18 protein-coding genes and 1 other annotated feature are annotated in these 19,017 nt (G+C 36.9%); of the genes, 1 reads left to right on the forward strand and 17 read right to left on the reverse strand.

Features of this window, described 5'->3' with window-relative positions; genetic code table 11:
* Window positions 1–50: 50 nt before the first annotated feature.
* The 12 genes from JL53_RS08070 to recO all read right to left on the reverse strand — a co-directional run bounded on the left by JL53_RS08070 (window position 51) and on the right by recO (window position 13,871).
* The gene (locus JL53_RS08070) at window positions 51–977 is read right to left on the reverse strand and encodes a manganese-dependent inorganic pyrophosphatase (RefSeq protein ID WP_003719742.1); all 927 of its coding nucleotides are present in this window, start codon (window positions 975–977) and stop codon (window positions 51–53) included.
* Between the two features lie 15 nt (window positions 978–992).
* Window positions 993–1,886 carry a deoxyribonuclease IV gene (locus JL53_RS08075; RefSeq protein WP_003719743.1) on the reverse strand — a complete coding sequence of 298 codons (894 nt, stop codon included), beginning with the start codon at window positions 1,884–1,886 and terminating at the stop codon, window positions 993–995.
* 15 nt (window positions 1,887–1,901) lie between these two features.
* Window positions 1,902–3,209, reverse strand: a complete 1,308-nt coding sequence (cshB, locus tag JL53_RS08080) for a DEAD-box ATP-dependent RNA helicase CshB (RefSeq protein WP_003719744.1) — start codon at window positions 3,207–3,209, stop codon at window positions 1,902–1,904.
* A gap of 163 nt (window positions 3,210–3,372) precedes the next feature.
* On the reverse strand, window positions 3,373–4,494 hold the full coding sequence (locus JL53_RS08085) for a Nif3-like dinuclear metal center hexameric protein (RefSeq protein WP_038407304.1): 1,122 nt from the start codon (window positions 4,492–4,494) through the stop codon (window positions 3,373–3,375).
* Window positions 4,491–5,195, reverse strand: coding sequence for a tRNA (adenine(22)-N(1))-methyltransferase (locus tag JL53_RS08090; RefSeq protein WP_003719746.1), 705 nt, complete (start codon window positions 5,193–5,195; stop codon window positions 4,491–4,493). The genes JL53_RS08085 and JL53_RS08090 overlap by 4 nt, the downstream gene beginning before the upstream one ends.
* Before the next feature lie 69 nt (window positions 5,196–5,264).
* Window positions 5,265–6,389, reverse strand: a complete 1,125-nt coding sequence (rpoD, locus tag JL53_RS08095) for an RNA polymerase sigma factor RpoD (RefSeq protein WP_038407305.1) — start codon at window positions 6,387–6,389, stop codon at window positions 5,265–5,267.
* 94 nt (window positions 6,390–6,483) lie between these two features.
* The gene (dnaG, locus tag JL53_RS08100; protein WP_038407306.1) at window positions 6,484–8,364 is read right to left on the reverse strand and encodes a DNA primase; all 1,881 of its coding nucleotides are present in this window, start codon (window positions 8,362–8,364) and stop codon (window positions 6,484–6,486) included.
* Window positions 8,365–8,383: 19 nt separating this feature from the next.
* A complete protein-coding gene (locus JL53_RS08105) occupies window positions 8,384–8,824 on the reverse strand; it encodes a YaiI/YqxD family protein (RefSeq protein ID WP_003719749.1) in 441 nt (146 codons plus the stop codon).
* 188 nt (window positions 8,825–9,012) lie between these two features.
* Entirely contained in the window at window positions 9,013–9,837 is an 825-nt protein-coding gene (locus JL53_RS08110) for a pyruvate, water dikinase regulatory protein (RefSeq protein ID WP_003719750.1), read from the reverse strand.
* 34 nt (window positions 9,838–9,871) lie between these two features.
* Window positions 9,872–11,938 carry a glycine--tRNA ligase subunit beta gene (gene glyS, locus JL53_RS08115; RefSeq protein ID WP_038407307.1) on the reverse strand — a complete coding sequence of 689 codons (2,067 nt, stop codon included), beginning with the start codon at window positions 11,936–11,938 and terminating at the stop codon, window positions 9,872–9,874.
* Window positions 11,931–12,821 carry a glycine--tRNA ligase subunit alpha gene (glyQ, locus tag JL53_RS08120; RefSeq protein WP_038407308.1) on the reverse strand — a complete coding sequence of 297 codons (891 nt, stop codon included), beginning with the start codon at window positions 12,819–12,821 and terminating at the stop codon, window positions 11,931–11,933. The genes glyS and glyQ overlap by 8 nt, the downstream gene beginning before the upstream one ends.
* A gap of 67 nt (window positions 12,822–12,888) precedes the next feature.
* Window positions 12,889–13,063: a binding site (T-box leader), on the reverse strand.
* 40 nt (window positions 13,064–13,103) lie between these two features.
* Window positions 13,104–13,871 (reverse strand): DNA repair protein RecO, encoded by a 768-nt coding sequence (gene recO, locus JL53_RS08125; RefSeq protein ID WP_038407309.1) that lies wholly within the window; start codon window positions 13,869–13,871, stop codon window positions 13,104–13,106.
* A gap of 137 nt (window positions 13,872–14,008) precedes the next feature.
* Between recO and JL53_RS08130 the strand changes: the two genes are divergently transcribed.
* Window positions 14,009–14,614 (forward strand): DUF4352 domain-containing protein, encoded by a 606-nt coding sequence (locus tag JL53_RS08130; RefSeq protein ID WP_003719754.1) that lies wholly within the window; start codon window positions 14,009–14,011, stop codon window positions 14,612–14,614.
* A gap of 45 nt (window positions 14,615–14,659) precedes the next feature.
* Here the strand turns inward: JL53_RS08130 and era are convergent, their stop codons facing one another.
* The 5 genes from era to JL53_RS08155 are packed head-to-tail and all read right to left on the reverse strand — an operon-like array spanning window position 14,660 to window position 19,013.
* Window positions 14,660–15,565: a GTPase Era gene (era, locus tag JL53_RS08135; protein ID WP_003719755.1), complete on the reverse strand. Its 906-nt coding sequence runs from the start codon at window positions 15,563–15,565 to the stop codon at window positions 14,660–14,662.
* Complete coding sequence (locus tag JL53_RS08140; RefSeq protein WP_038407310.1) at window positions 15,562–15,957, reverse strand: cytidine deaminase; 396 nt, start codon at window positions 15,955–15,957, stop codon at window positions 15,562–15,564. The genes era and JL53_RS08140 overlap by 4 nt, the downstream gene beginning before the upstream one ends.
* 24 nt (window positions 15,958–15,981) lie before the next feature.
* Window positions 15,982–16,377: a diacylglycerol kinase family protein gene (locus tag JL53_RS08145; RefSeq protein WP_038407311.1), complete on the reverse strand. Its 396-nt coding sequence runs from the start codon at window positions 16,375–16,377 to the stop codon at window positions 15,982–15,984.
* On the reverse strand, window positions 16,355–16,840 hold the full coding sequence (ybeY, locus tag JL53_RS08150; RefSeq protein WP_038407312.1) for an rRNA maturation RNase YbeY: 486 nt from the start codon (window positions 16,838–16,840) through the stop codon (window positions 16,355–16,357). Before ybeY ends, JL53_RS08145 begins: the two co-directional genes overlap by 23 nt.
* A 16-nt stretch (window positions 16,841–16,856) precedes the next feature.
* Window positions 16,857–19,013, reverse strand: a complete 2,157-nt coding sequence (locus JL53_RS08155) for an HD family phosphohydrolase (protein WP_038407313.1) — start codon at window positions 19,011–19,013, stop codon at window positions 16,857–16,859.
* Between the last annotated feature and the right edge of the window lie 4 nt (window positions 19,014–19,017).

The following is a 19,017-nucleotide window of genomic DNA, read 5'->3' on the forward strand; positions in this document are numbered from 1 at the left end:
ACGACAAAAAACCTGGAAATGAAACGAGAATCATCTCCAGGAAATTGAAATTATTTAGAAAAACTATCGGTTAGAATTGGTACTACTTGTTTTTTACGAGAAACAACACCTTGTAAAGGAGCTTGGTTATCAATCAATTTGATTCCATAAGCTTTTTCCACTACATCCGTTTTTTCTCCAATAGCAATACCAACAGAATCATTGGTAAGAATATTAGTAATAACAAATAAGTATAAATCTAAACCTTTTTCAGCAATAATGCTTGTCATAAGTGCTTCTACTTCAGCTCGACGACTTAAAACATCCTCTACGTCTATCACATTAATTTGGGCAATTTCCACTTTATTACCATTCATATTAAACTCTTTTGCATCTAATAGTAATTCAGCAATTGTTTTTTTACTAATATCAGCACCAGCTTTTAACATATCCATTCCAAATGTTTGAATATCTACATCAGCAATTAATGCTAGTTTTTCAGCTGCTAATTTGTCTTCGTTAGTACATGTTGGTGATTGAAAAAGTAATGTGTCAGAAATAATCGCCGAAAGCATTAGTCCAGCAATTGTTTTACTCACTTCCACTTCGCTTTCACGAAACATTTTCAGAAGGATGGTTGTTGTACAACCAACTGGCTCTGCACGATAATAAAGCGGATCTGCTGTTTCAAAATTAGCAATACGATGATGATCAACAACCGAAACAACAGTTACCTCAGCAATATCTGCTACGCTTTGTTGGTGTTCATTGTGATCCACAAGTGCAACTTCTGAGACTTCATTTGCTACTGTACTAACTAAACGAGGAGCTGTTACTTGGAAATAATCTAGAACAAATGCAGTTTCACTGTTAAGTTCCCCTAAACGAACAGCTTCAATGTCTGCTCCTTGCGCTTTTTTTAATTCTGCATAACTAATGGCAGAACAAATCGTATCTGTATCTGGATTTTTATGACCGAATACAAGTGTTTTTGTCATTATTTTCGTCTCCTTTTAATCGTTTTGAATTTTAGTTAATAAATCTGGGTCAAATTTACCGTTTTTTAACATCTCAATTTCCCACTTATATGGTGGTTTTTTGGATGCTTTATCTTCACCTACATAGGGAGTTTCAAGGATTTTTGGAATATTTGTGAGCTGCGGATGATGCACAATATAATGAAGCGCGTCAAAGCCAATATGTCCAAAACCAATATTGGCATGTCTGTCTTTATGAGCTCCACGTTCATTCTTACTATCATTGATATGCAACACTTTTAAGCGATCAATGCCAATGATTTTATCAAATTCATTTAATACACCATCGAAGTCGTTCACGATATCATAGCCAGCATCATGCGTGTGGCAAGTGTCAAAAGTGACTGATAATAATTCATTGTGCGTCACACCATCAATAATCTGTGCCAACTCCTCAAAAGTACGACCACACTCAGACCCTTTTCCAGCCATCGTTTCTAAAGCAATTTGGACGCCTTGGTCATGAATAAGAGCCTCATTTAAACCTTGAATGATTTGTTTCATTCCTTTGTCTGAACCCTCACCTACATGAGCGCCTGGATGAAGCACCATTTGCTTAGCTCCAAGTGCATGTGTACGGACAATTTCAGATTGTAAAAAATTAACCCCTAGTTCAAAGGTTTCTGGTTTGACAGAATTACCGATATTAATGATATAAGGAGCATGTACCACGATATCAGCCATATCATGAGCTTTCATGTGTTCTAAGCCGGCTTCAATATTTAATTCTTCTATTGGCTTTCTTCGCGTATTTTGCGGAGCTCCAGTATAAATCATAAACGTATTTGAGCCATAAGAAGCAGCCTCTTCACTTGCGCCAAGAAGCATTTTCTTACCACTCATAGATACATGAGAACCTAGTCTTAACATAAATTCATTCCTCACTTATCGTTTTTTCCGTCTTTCACGACGTTTAATTTCGTTCATTTTATAGTTGATTTTCTTTTTGTAATTTGGTTTTCCTTTTTGTTTTGCTTTTTTACGCATACCAATTTCACGTGGATCTGCTGTTTCGCGTTTAGCTTCACGTTTGGCACGACGATTGCGGTCTTCTAGTGTAACGAATTCTTTGTTTTTCCAATCAACATGCTTGAATTCGATGCCCATTTTTTCTAGTTGGTTTAGACGATCTTCATCAGCTGGTTCAAATAAAGTTAACGCGATACCTGAATGTCCTGCGCGACCAGTACGACCAGTTCGGTGAATATAAAAATCTAAGTCATCTGGTAGTTCGTAATTGACAACATGGCTAATACCTTGGATATCAATACCACGTGCTGCTAAATCCGTTGCAACTACATACTGATAATCTAAGTTTTCGATTTGTTTCATCGTTCGTTTACGTTCGCGTGGGTTAACGTCACCGTGAATTTTGGCAACTTTTAGTCCACGTTCTGTTAAACCGTTCGCTACTTCATCCGCAGTTGTTTTTGTGTTTGTAAAAACAATCGCCAAATAAGGCTGTGAACCAACTAAAACGTTTTTAAGTAAGTCTAATTTATCACGGCTGCGAGTCGCCATAATCCGATGTTCTACTGTTTTAGATGCAGCTACTTTTGGTTGAATATGCTCATAGCGTGGGTTTTCCATGTATTTACTTAAAAATGGTTTTAATTTTTGCGGAATTGTTGCCGAGAAAACAAGCATTTGCAAGTTAGCGGGCATTTTTCCAGCGATATGGTCTACATCGTTTAAGAATCCCATATCAAGTGTCATGTCTGCTTCGTCGATAACTAATGTTTTCGCTGTATGAACAAATAAAGCTTGCTCACGAATTAAATCATTAATCCGACCAGGTGTTCCGACAATAATTTGTGGTTGTTTTTTTAATTTATCAATCGCACGTTGTTTATCCGTACCACCAATAACAAGTTGAACAGCGATTTCTTTTTCGCTAAACTTGGTTACTTTGCGAATTTCATTATAAATTTGGGTAGCAAGCTCACGACTAGGTGCTGTAATAACTGCTTGTACGGCATCTTTTTCTGGATTCACATTGTTAATTATTGGCAAAATAAAAGTATGGGTTTTCCCTGTACCTGTTTGCGATTGTCCAATGATACTTTCCCCTTTTAGAATACCTGGGATTAGCTTTTGTTGTACTTCTGTCGGCTCGTAAAATCCTAATTTATCTATTGCAAGCCCAATAAAAGGTTGAAAGCCAAATTGGTCAAACCTTGATTTCTTCGTCATAAAATATTTCCACTCCGTTCTATACCTAGTAGCCATTATAGCACAGATTAAGTCATTCGTGCGCGCTATAAGACAACTTTATCAAAACAATCAAAGCGAGTTATCCAAAACAGAAAAATAAAACCGGCTATTTTTTATCTAATTAAGAAATAGCCAGTTTTTATTAGCAAAATTGGAAAGGATCCGTATTAACTTCTGAGACAATAAATTCTGCTTCGTAATCTAAAATTTTTGCTTGTTCTTCTATTTTGGTTTTTAAGTAACCTTTCATAACTTTTTCGATATTGTGCCCTGGATCAATTGTTGGTAAATTAATCGCAAGTAATTCATGCCCAGTATGATAATATACGTCCCCTGTAATAAAAACATCTGCACCGGTTGCTTTGGCTTTATGAATAAATTTATTGCCATCGCCACCAATAATCGCAACTTTTTTTACAGTTGTTTTTAAATCCCCAATAAAACGTACATTTTCCACTGCAAAAGCGGTTTTTATTTTATCAATAAATGCTATCATACCCATTTTTTTCGGTAACGTTCCTATGCGTCCTAGCCCTTCTTTATACACAAGATTTTCTAAGCGATACACATCCATTGCTGGTTCTTCATATGGATGGGCAATTCTCACAGCTTTTGTAATAGTTTCTGTTAAATGTTCTGGAAAAACAGCTTCGATTTTCACTTCGGGAGTATTCGTTAATTGTCCTTTTTTACCAATAGTAGGTTTTGCGTTGCTACTTGGCTTAAAAGAGCCTATTCCATCTGTTTGAAAAGTACATTCGCTATATTCTGTGCCAATTTTGCCAGCTCCATTATTGACTAAAGCTAAGCGAACGGCTTCAAGATCATTTTCTGGAACATATACCGCGATTTTACAGTAAGGTTCTGTGTAGGTTTCTTCAATGAAGGTAGTGTCCTGTAATCGAAGTAAATCTGCTAGAATATCATTGACACCACCTTTTGCTACATCTAAGTTAGTATGGGCAGCAAATACTGTAATATCATGCTTAATTAGCTTTTTAATCATTTTCCCTTGTTTAGTTGTTGTATCAATTTGGTGCGTCGGTCGATACAAAAATGGGTGGTGAGCAATAATTAAATCTACCTTTTTTTCAATGGCTTCGTCTACTACTTCTTCTAGAACATCTAATGTAAACATGACTTTCCTTACTTTTCTAGACAAATCCCCAACTTGTAATCCGATTGGGTCGCCTTCCATCGCTAGTTTTTTAGGTGCGATTTTTTCAAGAATTGCAATATATTCATATCCACTTGCAACTTTCATTTTAGCACATCCTCTACTAATGCAATTTTATGTTCTAATTCACGGATTTTCGCTTGATTTTCATTTGATATTGGTTGATTAGTTGAAATTGTTTGGATAATATTTTGCCAAGTATTTGCTTCATGACGCCATTTACTTTTGAATATTGCATTTTGTTCTTTCAATAGACACGGGCCGAAAAAGATTTCTTGCTCCGTCCAGTTCACTGGTTCTCTAGAAGGTTTGAGTACGATAATTTCATAGATTTTGTTGTCTTCTCGCAAAATCGATTCTGCAGTAATTGTCCAGTTATTTTTTTCAGACCATTCCCTTAGTTGGAATGCCGCGATGTTTGGTTGGAGAATGAGTTTGCTTACATTAGCAAGTTTGGCTGTGCCTTCTTCTAAAATAGTTCTAATTAAAGTGCCACCCATTCCAGCAATAACAATCGTATCAATCGCATCCTCCTCTGTAATTACTTTTAAACCATTTCCTTTTCGGACATCAATTTGCGCGGCAAGGCCTGAAGCACGTACTTGTTTTTGAGCGGATTTAAAGGGGCCATCTACTACTTCTCCAGCTACTGCGAATGAGGCTGTTTTATTGTTAATAACAAAACATGGTAAATAAGCATGGTCACTACCAATATCGGCAATGCGTTCATTACTCGTTATGTATGAAGCGACTTTTTCTAGCCGCTTAGAAAGTTGCTCTTCGTTCACTTTGGGTCCCTACTTTCATTTTCATTAAAAAGGCAGGAGAACGATTTGTCCTCCTGCCCGGTTGTGCATTTATTCCAGGAAGTCTTTTAATTGTTTGCTACGGCTTGGGTGACGTAATTTACGTAATGCTTTTGCTTCGATTTGTCGAATTCTTTCACGAGTGACACCAAATACACGACCAACTTCTTCTAAAGTGCGTGTCCGTCCATCATCTAAACCAAAACGTAGACGAAGGACATTTTCTTCGCGATCTGTTAGTGTATCGAGTACATCTTCTAATTGTTCTTTTAATAACTCATATGCCGCATGGTCAGAAGGTGAAGTTGCATCTTGGTCTTCAATGAAATCTCCCAGGTGCGAATCATCTTCTTCTCCAATTGGCGTTTCAAGTGAAACAGGTTCTTGAGCGATTTTCAAGATTTCCCGAACTTTTTCTGTTGGTAAATCCATTTCTTCTCCAATTTCTTCTGGGGAAGGATCGCGCCCTAAATCTTGTAGTAACGAGCGTTGAACACGGATTAGTTTGTTAATTGTTTCTACCATATGCACGGGGATACGAATAGTTCTAGCTTGGTCCGCAATAGCACGAGTGATTGCTTGACGAATCCACCAAGTTGCATACGTACTAAATTTAAATCCTTTGTTAAAGTCGAATTTTTCAACGGCTTTCATTAATCCCATGTTACCTTCTTGGATTAAATCAAGGAATAACATCCCACGACCAACATAACGTTTGGCAATACTTACTACTAGACGCAAGTTGGCTTCTGCAAGGCGACCTTTTGCTTCAATATCGCCAGCTTCAATTCGTTTCGCTAAAGCAATTTCTTCATCAGCGGTTAACAAATCTACTCGACCAATTTCTTTTAAATACATGCGAACGGGATCATTAATTTTCACGCCTGGTGGTACACTCATATCTGTTAAGTCAAAGGATTCTGTTTCCTCTTTGACAAGTTCTGTTTCATCTGGATCTTCATCATCAGCATCATCAGAAACTTCAATTCCTGCTTCGCCAACGTGTTCTAAATACTCATCCATTTGATCGGAATCTAATGTAAATGGAGCTAATCTGGCAGCAATTTTGGCGTAAGTTAAAATCCCCTTTTTCTTACCTTCTTCTATTAGGGCTTCTTTTACTTGCTCAACATTTAGTTCAGCAACTGGTTTTGTGTTTGGTGTTTTATCACTCATAACTGCCTGTATTCCTCCTTCCAAAATGCCGCTCACCTTATTAAAAGGCTTCTCTTAGGTAATAATACCATCATTTAGCGGTTTTAAAACGTTATTAATCCAATTGACCACTGTTTAATTGGCGGTTAAGTTGGACAATTTCAAGCATCACTCGAATTTCATTTTCTTTGTCATTATCTCGGTTGTATCCGGCGAGCTCTTGCTCAAGTTCTTTCTTTTTTTGCTCTAGCTTAAACCGCTTGAGGCTTCTAATATAGTCTTCAAATTGAAGCCGACCTTGCTCTTCTGGGCTAATAACCATTTCAAGGCTACTAATTAAGCCTTTCATTGCAACATCCTGCACGCTATCCATAAATTTATTTGGATCAGCATCATTGCCTTCCGCAAAGTAGCCAATTAAGTAGGTATAAAGTGCTTGATAGTTGTCATGATAAAATTCTGTTTCGCCAAGAAGTTGCTTAATTAACAGAAAGCTGTCTCTACTTTCCATCATTGCCTTCATGAGTTGCTGTTCCGCGGTTGTGTGCGCGGATAGTTTTTGCATCGGCTGTTCAAAAGAAAACAATATTTCCGGATTTTCTTGTGGAATTATTCCCATAAAAGAATCATCTATTGGCGGTTCATTATAGCTAGCAGTTTGGCGCGACTTTTGACTTGTTTTGATAGATTGCTGAAGTTGTTGCTTTAAGGTTTCTATCGTCAATTCAAACTCATCAGCAAGTTGTTTTAAATATAACTCTCGTTCAACCGCTTGATCTAGCTTGGCTATTTCGCGCAAGCAATCATCAATGTAACCAATTTGATCTGTTTCATTTTGTAAATTACGTTCTCTGCGCAAATAATGGATTTTAAAGGCGGTCCAAGTCATCCGCTGCTGCTTGTATATTTCTTTAAATTTATCAGCTCCACTTGACCGAATAAAATCATCTGGGTCTTTTCCGGCAGGTAGTTGGAGGACAAACACATCTAACCGATTTCGTTCTACTAAAAGTGTTCCAGCTTTATAAGCTGCTTCAATTCCAGCTCGGTCCCCATCATAACAAATAATTGCTCGACTAGTAAGCCGTTTGATTAAGTCTGCATGTTCTTCTGTAAGGCTTGTCCCCATAGAAGCAACCGCATTTTGAATGCCTGCTTCTTCAGCAGAAATGACATCCATAAAGCCTTCCATAAGTGTAATTTCTTCTTGTTTTCGAATGGCTTGTCTTGCTTCTGAAAAATGAAATAATGTGCGTCTTTTGTTGAAAAGCGGGGTTTCAGGGCTATTTAAATACTTTGGCCCATCATCACGGTCAAATAAACGTCCAGAAAAAGCAATAATTTGTCCACGGTCATTCGTAATAGGGAATATTATTCGATTACGGAACCGGTCCACCATTTGCCCATCATCACGTTCAGACAAAAGTCCCGCTGTCCCTGCGAGCTGTAAATCCATTCCTCTTTTTTCTAGAAAAGAAGTAACGGTTGCATGATGGTTTGGAGCAAAACCAATTTGAAAATTCGCCATCATTTGTTCTGACATACCACGCTCTTTTAAATAAGTGAGAGCGGCTGTTCCTTCTTCTGTTTCCATCAAAATATAATGATAGAGTTTGGCGGTGAGTTGATGCATTTCTACCATTTTTGCTGTTTCAGAAGTTTCTTTTGGTAAGTGAGCAGTATCTCGCTCTTCAGGAAGTTCAATTGCAACATCCAAATGGCTCATATCCGCGACTTTTTTTACTGCTTCAACAAAAGTTAGTCCATCATGTTCCATGAGAAATGAAAAAACATTTCCGCCTTTTCCACAGCCAAAACAATGGAAAATCTGCTTTTCTGGTGACACAGAAAAAGAGGGTGTTTTTTCCCCATGAAAAGGACATAAACCAGCGTAATTACGACCTTGTTTTTTTAGTTGAACGTAATTACCAATAATATCGACTATATCCGCTTGATTCCGGACTTGATCAATTACTTCTTCAGGAATCCGCGCCATGCTGACAGTCAACTCCTATTTACTTATTTTGCAAAAATGTTGTCATCTGGTCTTTGAAAAGCAATCTATCTTGATCATTCATTGCTTTTGGACCTTTACTATATTTGCCTTGTTGCCTATCTTTGGCATGCCTATAGCGAATATCTAACATTAATGACATTTCTTCTTCTCGATAAAGTTCTCCGCGATTAGAAAAAACATACGTGCCTTTTGCAAGTAAGATGCTAGCAAGGCCAATATCTTGAGTTACGATAATATCGCCTTTTTTTGCTAAGTTCATCATTCGCATATCCGCTGATTCTTTTCCAGTATCCACAAAAATCCAATGCTCTCCTTTTGTATTAAGAGAATAATGGTTAAAAGAGGCCACAAAAATAACATCTAACTGAAATTTTTCAGCAACTTGTTTTATTTCCGCTTTCACTGGACAGGCGTCGGCATCGACCAAAATCTTTGGCACACATTCCATCCTCTCTTCAAAAATCTATGAAGACAAGTTAAAAAACGAGTTTTTAACCCGTTTTTAACTATTATTCGTAGATTTAACATTTTTGTTCGCGATATTAAATTATACGGGAAGAAGCCGATTTTTACAAGCTGTTTTCACCGTATAATATATATATTCGACACAAAAAGCAAAAGTCCTTCTTATAATTCTAAATTTTCGTCAACAATTTCACCGATGTGGATCAAAATCTCATTGGCAGTTTCTTCAATAGCTTTATTCGTCACATCCAGTACAAAGCAATTTAGTTTACTTGCAAGTTTGTTAAATATGGCTAGCTCTTCATCAATGCGTTGATTACTCGCGTAAGTACCCGCTCCAGGCAACCCAATGGAGATTAATCTTTCTTGCCTAATCTTAGTTAATTTTTGTTTGCTAATTTTTAATCCGATAATTTTTTTAGGATCAATTTCGAATAACTCATCTGGAATTTGTGCTTCAGGGACGATAGGTATATTAACAATTTTCAACCCTTTCAGCGCTAAATATTGAGATAAAGGTGTTTTCGATGTTCTAGAAATTCCAATTAATACATAATCTGCTTGTAAAATGCCTCGAGGATTACGACCATCATCATTTTCTACGGCAAATTCTATTGCTGCAACCTTATTAAAGTACGCTTCATCCATTGAACGAACGCGACCAGGTTCTGAAAGTGGTTTAATCTTGTAAGTTTCCTCTAACTGATTCAAAAGTGGACCAAACAAGTCAATAATTGGCACCCCAAATGCTTGAGCTGTCTGGTTTAGCTCTTCTCGAACACTTTCTAAAACAATTGTATGCACGATAATGCCATTATTTACAGCTACCAAATCAACAATTTCTTCAATCATATGAGAAGAGTCGACATGGTGAAAGCGATGAATGAACTTGGGTGTTTGGCCAAATTGACTAAGTGCAGCTCTTGTCACCAGTTCGGCCGTTTCTCCTGTTGAATCGGAAACCACGTATACGGCTGGTTGTGTCATACATACTTCCTCCTCTTTACTCGAAATCTTTTCTTTATTTTACATTAATTTCATCCATTTGAGCAAATTCTTTAATAAAACTTGCTAATTCAAAAAGTAAAGCTAGGCGATTGTTTTTTAGTTCGAGATTGTCACTCATAACCAGTGTATTATCGAAATAATCATCAATGGTTGTTCTAAGTCCAGCAAATGCTTTCAAGCGTTCTACAATGGTTAAACTAGCATAATCGTATTTTAGTTCTTCTAATTTATCAAACAAGGCTTGTTCGTATTCGTTTTCGAATAAAGCTGGGTCAACTTCGACTCCTTCTTCGTATTTTTTCGAAATGTTCACAACACGAGTTAGCGCTTCAATAGTGGGACGGAACCATTCAGATTCTACGTGTTTATTTAAAATTTGTGCACGGTCGACCAGTTGCGGTATAACATTAGGATCCCCGCCGATGACAGCATCAATAATATCGTGACGAATATGATGATTTTGTAAAACAACCCGTAAACGATTTTTCAAGAATGTCTGCACTTCTTTTTTCACGTCGTCACTAGGAAGCTCCACCGCACCTTCCGCTCTTTCCATATCAACAATACGGGAAATAAGTTCAAGTACTGGAATATCCCAACCATTTGCCTGGATAATACGCATTGCACCAAAAGCGCTACGTCGTAAGCCAAATGGATCAGCGGAACCAGTAGGAACGATATTTACACAGAAGAAGCCAACTAATGTTTCTAATTTATCTGCAATCGCAATAAGTGAACCTAAATCCGTTTGTGGTAATTCACCTTCTGCGGAATTGGGCAGATAGTGCTCACGAATAGCTGTTGCAATTGCTGGCTTTTCTCCTTGTAATAGCGCATATTTTTCTCCCATCAAACCTTGTAATTCTGGAAATTCGCCCACAACATTTGTCACTAAATCAAATTTGTAAATATCTGTTAAACGAATAATATCTTCTTTGTCTTCTTCTTTCCAGTTTAAATAGTCAGCAAGCATCAACGCAACTTTTTGAACACGTTTCATTTTTTCTGTTAACGTTCCTAATTTTTCATGGAACACAATGTTCGGAAGTTTAGCTACAGCCTCATCAATGGTCATTTTTAAATCTTCTTGATAAAAGAAATCTGCATCGGATAAACGAGCACGTAAAACTTTTTCATTTCCGCGAGCAACCGTTTCTAGGTTCTCATGATTGCCGTTTCGAACCGTTACAAAATGTGGCAACAATTTATCATCTTGGCTGAAAACCGGGAAGTAGCGTTGATGTTCTTTCATTGTTGTAATTAATATTTCTTCGGGTAATTCTAAATATATTTCTTCAAAATTGCCTGCTAAGACAGTCGGATACTCTACTAAATTAGTTACTTCTTCTAGTAAATCAGTATCTTCTTTGATTTGCCAATTTTCTAGTGCTGCTAGTTCTTTCAATTGTCCTGCAATCGCTTCTTTTCGTGCTGTTGCGTCCACCACGACAAATTGTTCTAATAACGCATTTTGATAGTCGCTAGGTTGCATGATTGTAGCTGTTTTCCCAAGGAAGCGATGACCACGAGACATGTTGCTCGTCACTACTCCAGTGATTTCAAATGGGATTACCTCTGTTCCGAACATCGCGATTAACCATTTAATTGGGCGAATATAGCGTAAGTCGTTGCTACCCCAATGCATACTCACTGGGAAAGTCATGCTTGTTACTACTTTTTGAAGCTGTGGTAGCAAGGCTGTTGTTTTTTTACCAATTACTTCTTTTTTAATATAAATGTATTCCACACCTTTAATTTCACGGAAAGTTAAATCAGCTGGATTGATACTTTGGCTTCTAGCAAAACCTAATGCAGCTTTTGACCAATTTCCCTCTTCGTCCAAGGCGATTTTCTTTGCTGGGCCTTTTGCTTCTTCTACACGATTAGCTTGTTCTTCTGCCATATTGCTAACAAGAACAGTGAGGCGTCTTGGTGTAGAAAAAGTTTTAATTTCAGAAAAAGTAATTTGATTTTCATGAAGCCAATCCGTCATTCTTTTTTTCAATTGTTCTACGGAGCTTGTCACATACTGCGCCGGCATTTCTTCTAAACCAATTTCTAATAAAAAGTCTTTACTCATGACGTTTTCCTCCCTCTTCTTTGACTAATGGGAAGCCAAGTTTTTCGCGTGATTCATAAAATGTTTTTGCGATATGTCTTGCTAAGTTTCTAATTCGGCCGATATATTGCGCTCGTTCTGTAACAGAAACAACACCACGTGCGTCAAGCAAATTAAATGTATGAGAACATTTTAAAACATAATCATAAGCTGGGAAAACAAGTCCTGCTTGCATTTGTCGAGCTGCTTCCCTTTCATACGTATCAAATAAGGTTAATAACATATCTGTGTTGGATGTTTCAAAAGCATATTTAGAGTTTTCAAATTCGGCTTGGAAAAAGATATCTTGGTAACTAATACCTTCTGTCCATTCTAAATCAAACACATTTTCTTTATCTTGAATATAACTGGCTAAACGCTCCACGCCATAAGTGATTTCAGAGGTAACTGGGAAACATTCTAAGCCACCTACTTGTTGGAAATAAGTGAACTGAGTTATTTCCATCCCATCCAACCATACTTCCCATCCAAGTCCAGCACAACCAAGTGAAGGGTTTTCCCAGTTATCTTCTACAAAACGAATATCGTGTTCTAGTGGGTTAATTCCAAGTTTTTCTAAAGAACCAAGGTAAAGTTCTTGAATATTATCAGGAGAGGGCTTCATCACCACTTGGAATTGATGGTGTTGGAATAAACGGTTTGGATTTTCACCATAACGACCATCTGCCGGACGACGAGAAGGCTCCACATATCCTGCTTTCCATGGTTCTGGTCCAATGGCTTTTAAAAATGTATAAGGACTCATTGTTCCAGCACCTTTTTCCACATCATACGATTGCAACATAATACAACCTTGTTCAGACCAATAATCTTGCAGTGTTCTAATCATTGTTTGCAAATTCATTTCTTCCACCTCCAAAGTTAATTCAGCCAATATAAAAACTCTCGTCTCTATATGCTGATTTAAAGCATATAGGGACGAGAGTTATCTCGCGGTTCCACCCTATTTGGAATTTAACCAATTCCCACCTTGATTTCGCTGTACTCCAGAACGCCTTCACAAAAAGATAACTACTCGGCTCACACCAAAATCCGAATTCGCTTAAAATAGAGCTTTTTGTTACTATTTTCCTTCAACGTACCTATTAGTTGATATATTAAAAGATACTGTATTTTGGTCAAAAAGTCAATCGTCACTTTCTTTTTTTAACATGTTTTCCCATTTATCCATATCACGTAAAAATTTGCGACTTTTTAGATATAGGCCAGAATACTCATCGTAATACGTATCAATCGCTTTTTGTAACCATTCTTTTGTTTCTGGTTTTACATCGATGTTTCCTAATCTATCTAATTGGAAGATGAAAAATAATCGAAGTAATTTCACAACATTTTCTGGTAAGTGCATGCGGTAGCGGTCTTTGTCATAACAGCGATGACAGATAATCCCGTTACTCCGTGTAGAAAAGTCAAAATGGCCAGTTGTTTCTCCGCAAATAGCACATTTATCCATCGTTGGGTAAAGTCCTAGTACTGGTAGCATTTTCATTTCAAAAATTTGTGTCAAAATTTGGGGATCATACCCTTCATCAATATCCCGCAAAATTTGAAAAGTTAATTCATATAAATACGGATTAGGTTGTCGTTCTTCAGTAGCCTTATCAAGTAATTCGCATACATAGGTTGCATACGCCGTCATAAAAATATCTTGTTGAATAGAAGAGAAATTTTCAATAACCTCTCCTTGTTGCAGTGTTCCTAGTCCGTTCCCGCCAAAAAAAGTAAAGTAACCACTTGTAAATAATTGGGTTACTGCCGCTAGTCTGCTTTTCGTCTTTTTCGCACCTCGAGCCACCACACCAATTTTTCCGAATTCACGCGTATACATACGAACAATTTTATCTGATTCTCGGTAACTAGTTTGGCGTATAACGATTCCCTCGCATTTTTCCATGTGGTTAGCCCCCTTTGCATTCGTCTTATTATATCATTTTCTAAAGGATTGTGTCTTTTAATATTTATTGCTATCTTTCCGCCGTCAGCTATTGTAAAATAAAGAAAAAAGGCGAGTTAGAAAGGAAACTGTTAGCTATGAATCTCTTACTTATACTTGTTGGCTTCTTTTTACTTACATTCATAGGTCTCATTGTAGGAATTGTGTTACTTATCGTAAGGAAGGAAAAATGGGCCGGAATTATTGTTTCCGGACTATCACTTGGAATTGGCTTTTATATTATCCTAGGCGGTTTAAACTTAGTTACCACTAGTCTTCTACAAAGCTTTAGCAATCCATTTTCGTTTACTTCTGACTTTGGTAATTCTGATAGCTATTCCGATGATTACACGGATAACTTTGATGATGACTACATCGATGTGAAATACGGTCAGACAGTGACGATGGATGATGAAAGTACTGTGACAATCAACAAACCGGTGATCTACCGCGAAAAAGCAGATTATGATATTTATTCTGTTAATATGAAAGTGAAAAATTCGGGAGCAGATGAGATTACTTTTTCTTCCGAAGATGTGTTACTTTATGATTATGCAGATGATGATTATGGAGAAGAAATTACAGAAAAAGTGTTTTCAGGAACAATTAAACCTGGAGAAACGAAAGAATTAACGCTTTTCTATAAGGTGTATAATTTCGGACCATATGATGTGGAATATGATAACTATAACTGGACAGAATAACTAGAAAAAATCCCGTACACAAAGTGATTTGTATACGGGGTTTTTTTAATATTCTTCTCTATCGAAACCATAATCATGTAAATAATGTTCTTTATCGCGCCAGTTCTTCTGTACTTTTACCCAAATTTCTAAAAATACTTTGGAACCAAGTAAACTTTCGATTTCTTTTCTAGCACGCATTCCAATTTGTTTTAGCATTTGCCCTTGTTTACCGATAATAATCCCTTTTTGCGTACTTCTCTCGACAATAATCGTCGCGTTGATCGTTAGTTTTTCTGTTTTAGGATTTTTTTCAATGCCTTCAATGACAACTGCAACGGAATGTGGAACTTCTTCTCTTGTTAATTGCAATACTTGTTCACGAATTAACTCGGAAATAATAAACCGTTCAGGATGATCAGTAATTTGGTCTTTCGGATAATACATTGGTCCAATCTCTAAGTTAGCATTCGTTTGGTCTAACAAATTAGGAACATTGTTACCTTGAAGTGCTGAAATCGGAATAATTTCTTCAAAATCCAGTAATTCCCGGTACTGTTCGATTAGTTTAAATAATTCTTCAGGAGAAATTAAATCGATTTTGTTTATTAAAAGAAATACCGGTGTTTGGACATTTTTCAATTTTTCAATGATAAATTCATCTCCACGACCAAACCCAGTAGATGCATCAATAACAAAATAAATTAAGTCCACTTCTTGAAAAGTATTTAAAGCAATTTTTACCATAAAATCGCCTAGCTTATGTTTTGGTTTATGTATTCCTGGTGTATCGATAAAGATAATTTGTGATTCATCTGTTGTATAGACACCTTGTACTTTGTTTCTAGTAGTTTGCGCTTTATCGCTCATAATCGCAATTTTTTGACCGATAATATGATTTAACAGAGTTGATTTCCCAACATTAGGTCGCCCAACAATAGCTACAAATCCTGATTTAAATGGTTCGCTCATAACATATCCTCCGATGTGAATGCGCCTGGTAAAAGATCTCTCACCGTTACCGTCGCTGTTTTTCCTGTTAAGTTTGTTAAAATTACTGGCATATCTGGTGCACAAAATTCACTAATGACCTGTCTACAAGCTCCACACGGGGAGACAGGCCCTTCCGTGTCAGCCACAACAACCAATTGCTTAAAATCGCGTTTTCCTTCTGATACTGCTTTAAAAATAGCTGTTCGTTCGGCACAATTGGTTAAACCAAAAGACGCATTTTCGATGTTACATCCGAGTATGACTTCATCATCTGTCGTAACGAGGGCAGCCCCAACCGGAAATTCGGAGTAAGGAACATAAGCAAATTCTCTAGCTTGTTTAGCGAGTGAGATAAAATTACTTTCTTTCATTGAGCAAGTCACAATCCCTTCTTTTTATAAAAACATCTGACAAAAATATGGTATGAATATAATTAAACCAATAACGCTTGCTACAAAGGCTGCAAGTAATACTGCGCCAGCCGCTACATCCTTGGCTTTTTTCGCTTCATCAATATATTGCTCTGTAGCAACATCTACTGCTCTTTCTATTGCTGTATTGACCATCTCAAGAGTTAATACACCAAATATGGAAAGAATTAACAAGATCCACTCTGATTTAGTAACGTGAAAAAAAAAGCCACAAATGACAACAGCAAGTGCTGCAAATGTATGAAAACGCATATTTCGTTCTTCTAAAAAGGCTGTTTTTAAACCTGTGAATGCATGCTGAAATGATTCTGCATAGTTTTTACTACGTTTATATTTTCTATCTTTCAAGTCCATAAGCATCCAACACTTCTTTTTGTAAGCCAAACATAATCTTTTCTTCATCTGGCTCCATGTGATCATATCCAAGCAAGTGCAGTAAACCATGAACTGCTAGAAACCCAAGCTCTCTTGCTTTTGTATGCCCATACTCTTTTGCTTGTTCTTCTGCTTTTTCAGTGGAAATAATAATATCTCCAAGCATTTTAGGTGTTTCTAAATCAAAATCAGCCCAGTCTATTTCTGTTTCCCCTTCACCAAGTTCTTCTAGCGCAAAAGAAATAACATCCGTTGCTTGATCTTTATTTCGATAGTCGCGATTAATTTCTCGAATACCTTCGTTGGTCGTAAAAGTTAAGGAAAGTTCTGTTCCTTGATCCATTTTTAAATAATCTGCTGCAAATTGCAAAATATTTTCTACTAGTTTTTTGTCTTCTGCTGGGAGTTCTTTAGTTTCATCTATTAAATCGATTTCTAGGACTGTCATTTTTTGTCCTCCTCTTTCAATCTTTATCATCTGGATATTGAATTCGTTGATGATATATCCCGTTCAATGTGGCAATTAATGTATCACGAATAGTTTTAATTTCTTTTATAGTAATATCACATTCTGTAAACTGACCATCGAGAAAACGCTCTTTAATAATGCCATCAATAATTTCTGTTATTTTGGCCATAGTAGGCTCTGCGGCTGAACGCACAGCTGCTTCAACACTATCAGATATATTGATTATCGCGATTTCTTTTGTTTGTGGTTTTGGACCGCTATAACGATAATCACTTTCTTTTATGTCCGGATTTGTTTCTTTTGCTTTATAGTAAAAATATTTAAGCAATGTCGTACCATGATGCTCCAAGGCAATATCAATAATTGGTTGCGGCATGTGATTTTCTTTTAGAATCTCTGCCCCGTCTTTTGTATGCGAAAGAATTATATCACGACTTTGTTCTGGTGTCAGCCTATCGTGCGGATTAATTCCTTGTAATTGATTCTCTACAAAGTATGGAGGTCGTAATGTTTTACCAATGTCATGATAAAAGCAACCAACACGTACGAGCAAACTGTTTGCACCGATTTTATCTGCACACGCTTCCGCTAAATTAGCTACCATCATACTATGGTGATAAGTTCCTGGAGCTTTCATTAAGATTTTTTTTAGTAATGGATGATTTGGATTAGCGAGTTCGACCAAACGACTTGTAGTTAATAGTCCGAAGATTGTTTCAAATAAAGGAATGAGCCCGATACCTAAAATAAATGCGCCAAATCCTCCAACAAAGGCATAACCGAGTGACATCACGGTTGAAAATTGGAAGATGGTGTTATTGTTAATTAGTAAAAGCATAAACACAAACCCCATATTAATTAAACCAACCATAAATCCAGAAAATACGATAGCAGAACGTCTACTATAGTCACGCAATGCTACCACACTTGTTATCCCGCTTAATAAAATAAAACTAGTTATTCCGCTAGTGGAATCGTTTTGGAAAACAAAAAGGCTGGTTGCTGCTATATAGGCAACACTTAAAAAGGCATACTTTTCGTTCAGCAAAATTTTCAGAATCATTGGAGCAAAAGCCGCGGGGAAGAGATACGAAATATTAGATACTCCCTGCGTTTCTAAAAATAATATAATCATTAGCATGACAAGTGATGTCAAATAAACCGAGGAGAAAATAAGCATCGTCTGCATTTTCTTTTCTTTTGGTTGTGTCTGTTTTTTAGTGTAGAGAAATAGGATTGCAGCAAGTGCCATAATAAACAGTGCAAAACCAGCATACTGTTTTACGGGCATTTTTTGATCCAACAAGTGCAGCATGTTTAATTGGCGATAGGTTTCTCTATCGACAATTTGCCCCTCTTGCACAATCACTTGCCCTTGCAAAATTTTTACTGGTACAACAGCTTGTGCTGCTTCTTTACGTCTGTCTTCTGTTTGTTCTTCACTATAAGTTTCATTTGGGACAATTGCGTAAGAAACTAATGCCTTGGATACATTTTTGTAGTATGAAGGAATCGCAGAAAGTTCAATATCATCACGTGCTCTAATCTTAGCGGCATTTAGATTTTCCTCACGAATGTTGTCTTCCATTGTTTTGGCTACTTCTGTCGTAATAACTTCTTCCATGGTATTAAAGTCTTTACTGTCCGCTTCAAGCAAGGTTGTAAATATCTCATCTGAAATATTTGACGTAATTTTTTCGGAAACGTTGCTAGATAGCTTTGTTTTTAAACTTTTTAGTTTGGTTTCTGTAGAAGTTGGGGCAGGAGCAGGTTTATTATCTTTTGCTGCTTTTGCTTTATTTTTCGTGTCCGCTTCTTTAGCTTCCGTATTTACTTCATTGACATAAGCAAATAAACTTTTAACGAGCGCTACTCGATTTTGTCCTGTTTCACGATTATATACATAAACATCTTCCACATCAGCACTAGCTTTAGTGCGCTCTTCTTTTGTTTTTTCTGTATCTTCTACGGTTTGCGGAGAACGAATTGTTTTCTCAGCAACTTGGAATAACTTCACGTTATATGATTCTGGTTTGGTCATTTGGCAGACAAGAAAGTACGCTATGACAGCAAAACAAATCAGGAGTACTGGGAAAAGGTATTTTTTCCCGCTTTCGATGTACCAATTTCTCCACTTCTTGGCTAGCTTCACACCT

It is taken from the genome of Listeria ivanovii subsp. londoniensis, from assembly GCF_000763495.1.
Lineage (GTDB): Bacteria > Bacillota > Bacilli > Lactobacillales > Listeriaceae > Listeria > Listeria londoniensis.

Bases quoted from the DNA above. Each gene is read 5' to 3' on its own strand.
- JL53_RS08140 (WP_038407310.1), bottom strand. From the start codon at position 15,957: ATGAAAGAAAGTAATTTTATCTCACTCGCTAAACAAGCTAGAGAATTT.
- glyS (WP_038407307.1), bottom strand. From the start codon at position 11,938: ATGAGTAAAGACTTTTTATTAGAAATTGGTTTAGAAGAAATGCCGGCG.
- cshB (WP_003719744.1), bottom strand. From the start codon at position 3,209: ATGACGAAGAAATCAAGGTTTGACCAATTTGGCTTTCAACCTTTTATT.
- JL53_RS08130 (WP_003719754.1), top strand. From the start codon at position 14,009: ATGAATCTCTTACTTATACTTGTTGGCTTCTTTTTACTTACATTCATA.
- rpoD (WP_038407305.1), bottom strand. From the start codon at position 6,389: ATGAGTGATAAAACACCAAACACAAAACCAGTTGCTGAACTAAATGTT.
- JL53_RS08145 (WP_038407311.1), bottom strand. From the start codon at position 16,377: ATGCTTATGGACTTGAAAGATAGAAAATATAAACGTAGTAAAAACTAT.
- ybeY (WP_038407312.1), bottom strand. From the start codon at position 16,840: ATGACAGTCCTAGAAATCGATTTAATAGATGAAACTAAAGAACTCCCA.
- recO (WP_038407309.1), bottom strand. From the start codon at position 13,871: ATGGAAAAATGCGAGGGAATCGTTATACGCCAAACTAGTTACCGAGAA.
- glyQ (WP_038407308.1), bottom strand. From the start codon at position 12,821: ATGAATTTGCAAACAATGATTAGAACACTGCAAGATTATTGGTCTGAA.
- era (WP_003719755.1), bottom strand. From the start codon at position 15,565: ATGAGCGAACCATTTAAATCAGGATTTGTAGCTATTGTTGGGCGACCT.
- dnaG (WP_038407306.1), bottom strand. From the start codon at position 8,364: ATGGCGCGGATTCCTGAAGAAGTAATTGATCAAGTCCGGAATCAAGCG.
- JL53_RS08070 (WP_003719742.1), bottom strand. From the start codon at position 977: ATGACAAAAACACTTGTATTCGGTCATAAAAATCCAGATACAGATACG.
- JL53_RS08085 (WP_038407304.1), bottom strand. From the start codon at position 4,494: ATGAAAGTTGCAAGTGGATATGAATATATTGCAATTCTTGAAAAAATC.
- JL53_RS08075 (WP_003719743.1), bottom strand. From the start codon at position 1,886: ATGTTAAGACTAGGTTCTCATGTATCTATGAGTGGTAAGAAAATGCTT.
- JL53_RS08110 (WP_003719750.1), bottom strand. From the start codon at position 9,837: ATGACACAACCAGCCGTATACGTGGTTTCCGATTCAACAGGAGAAACG.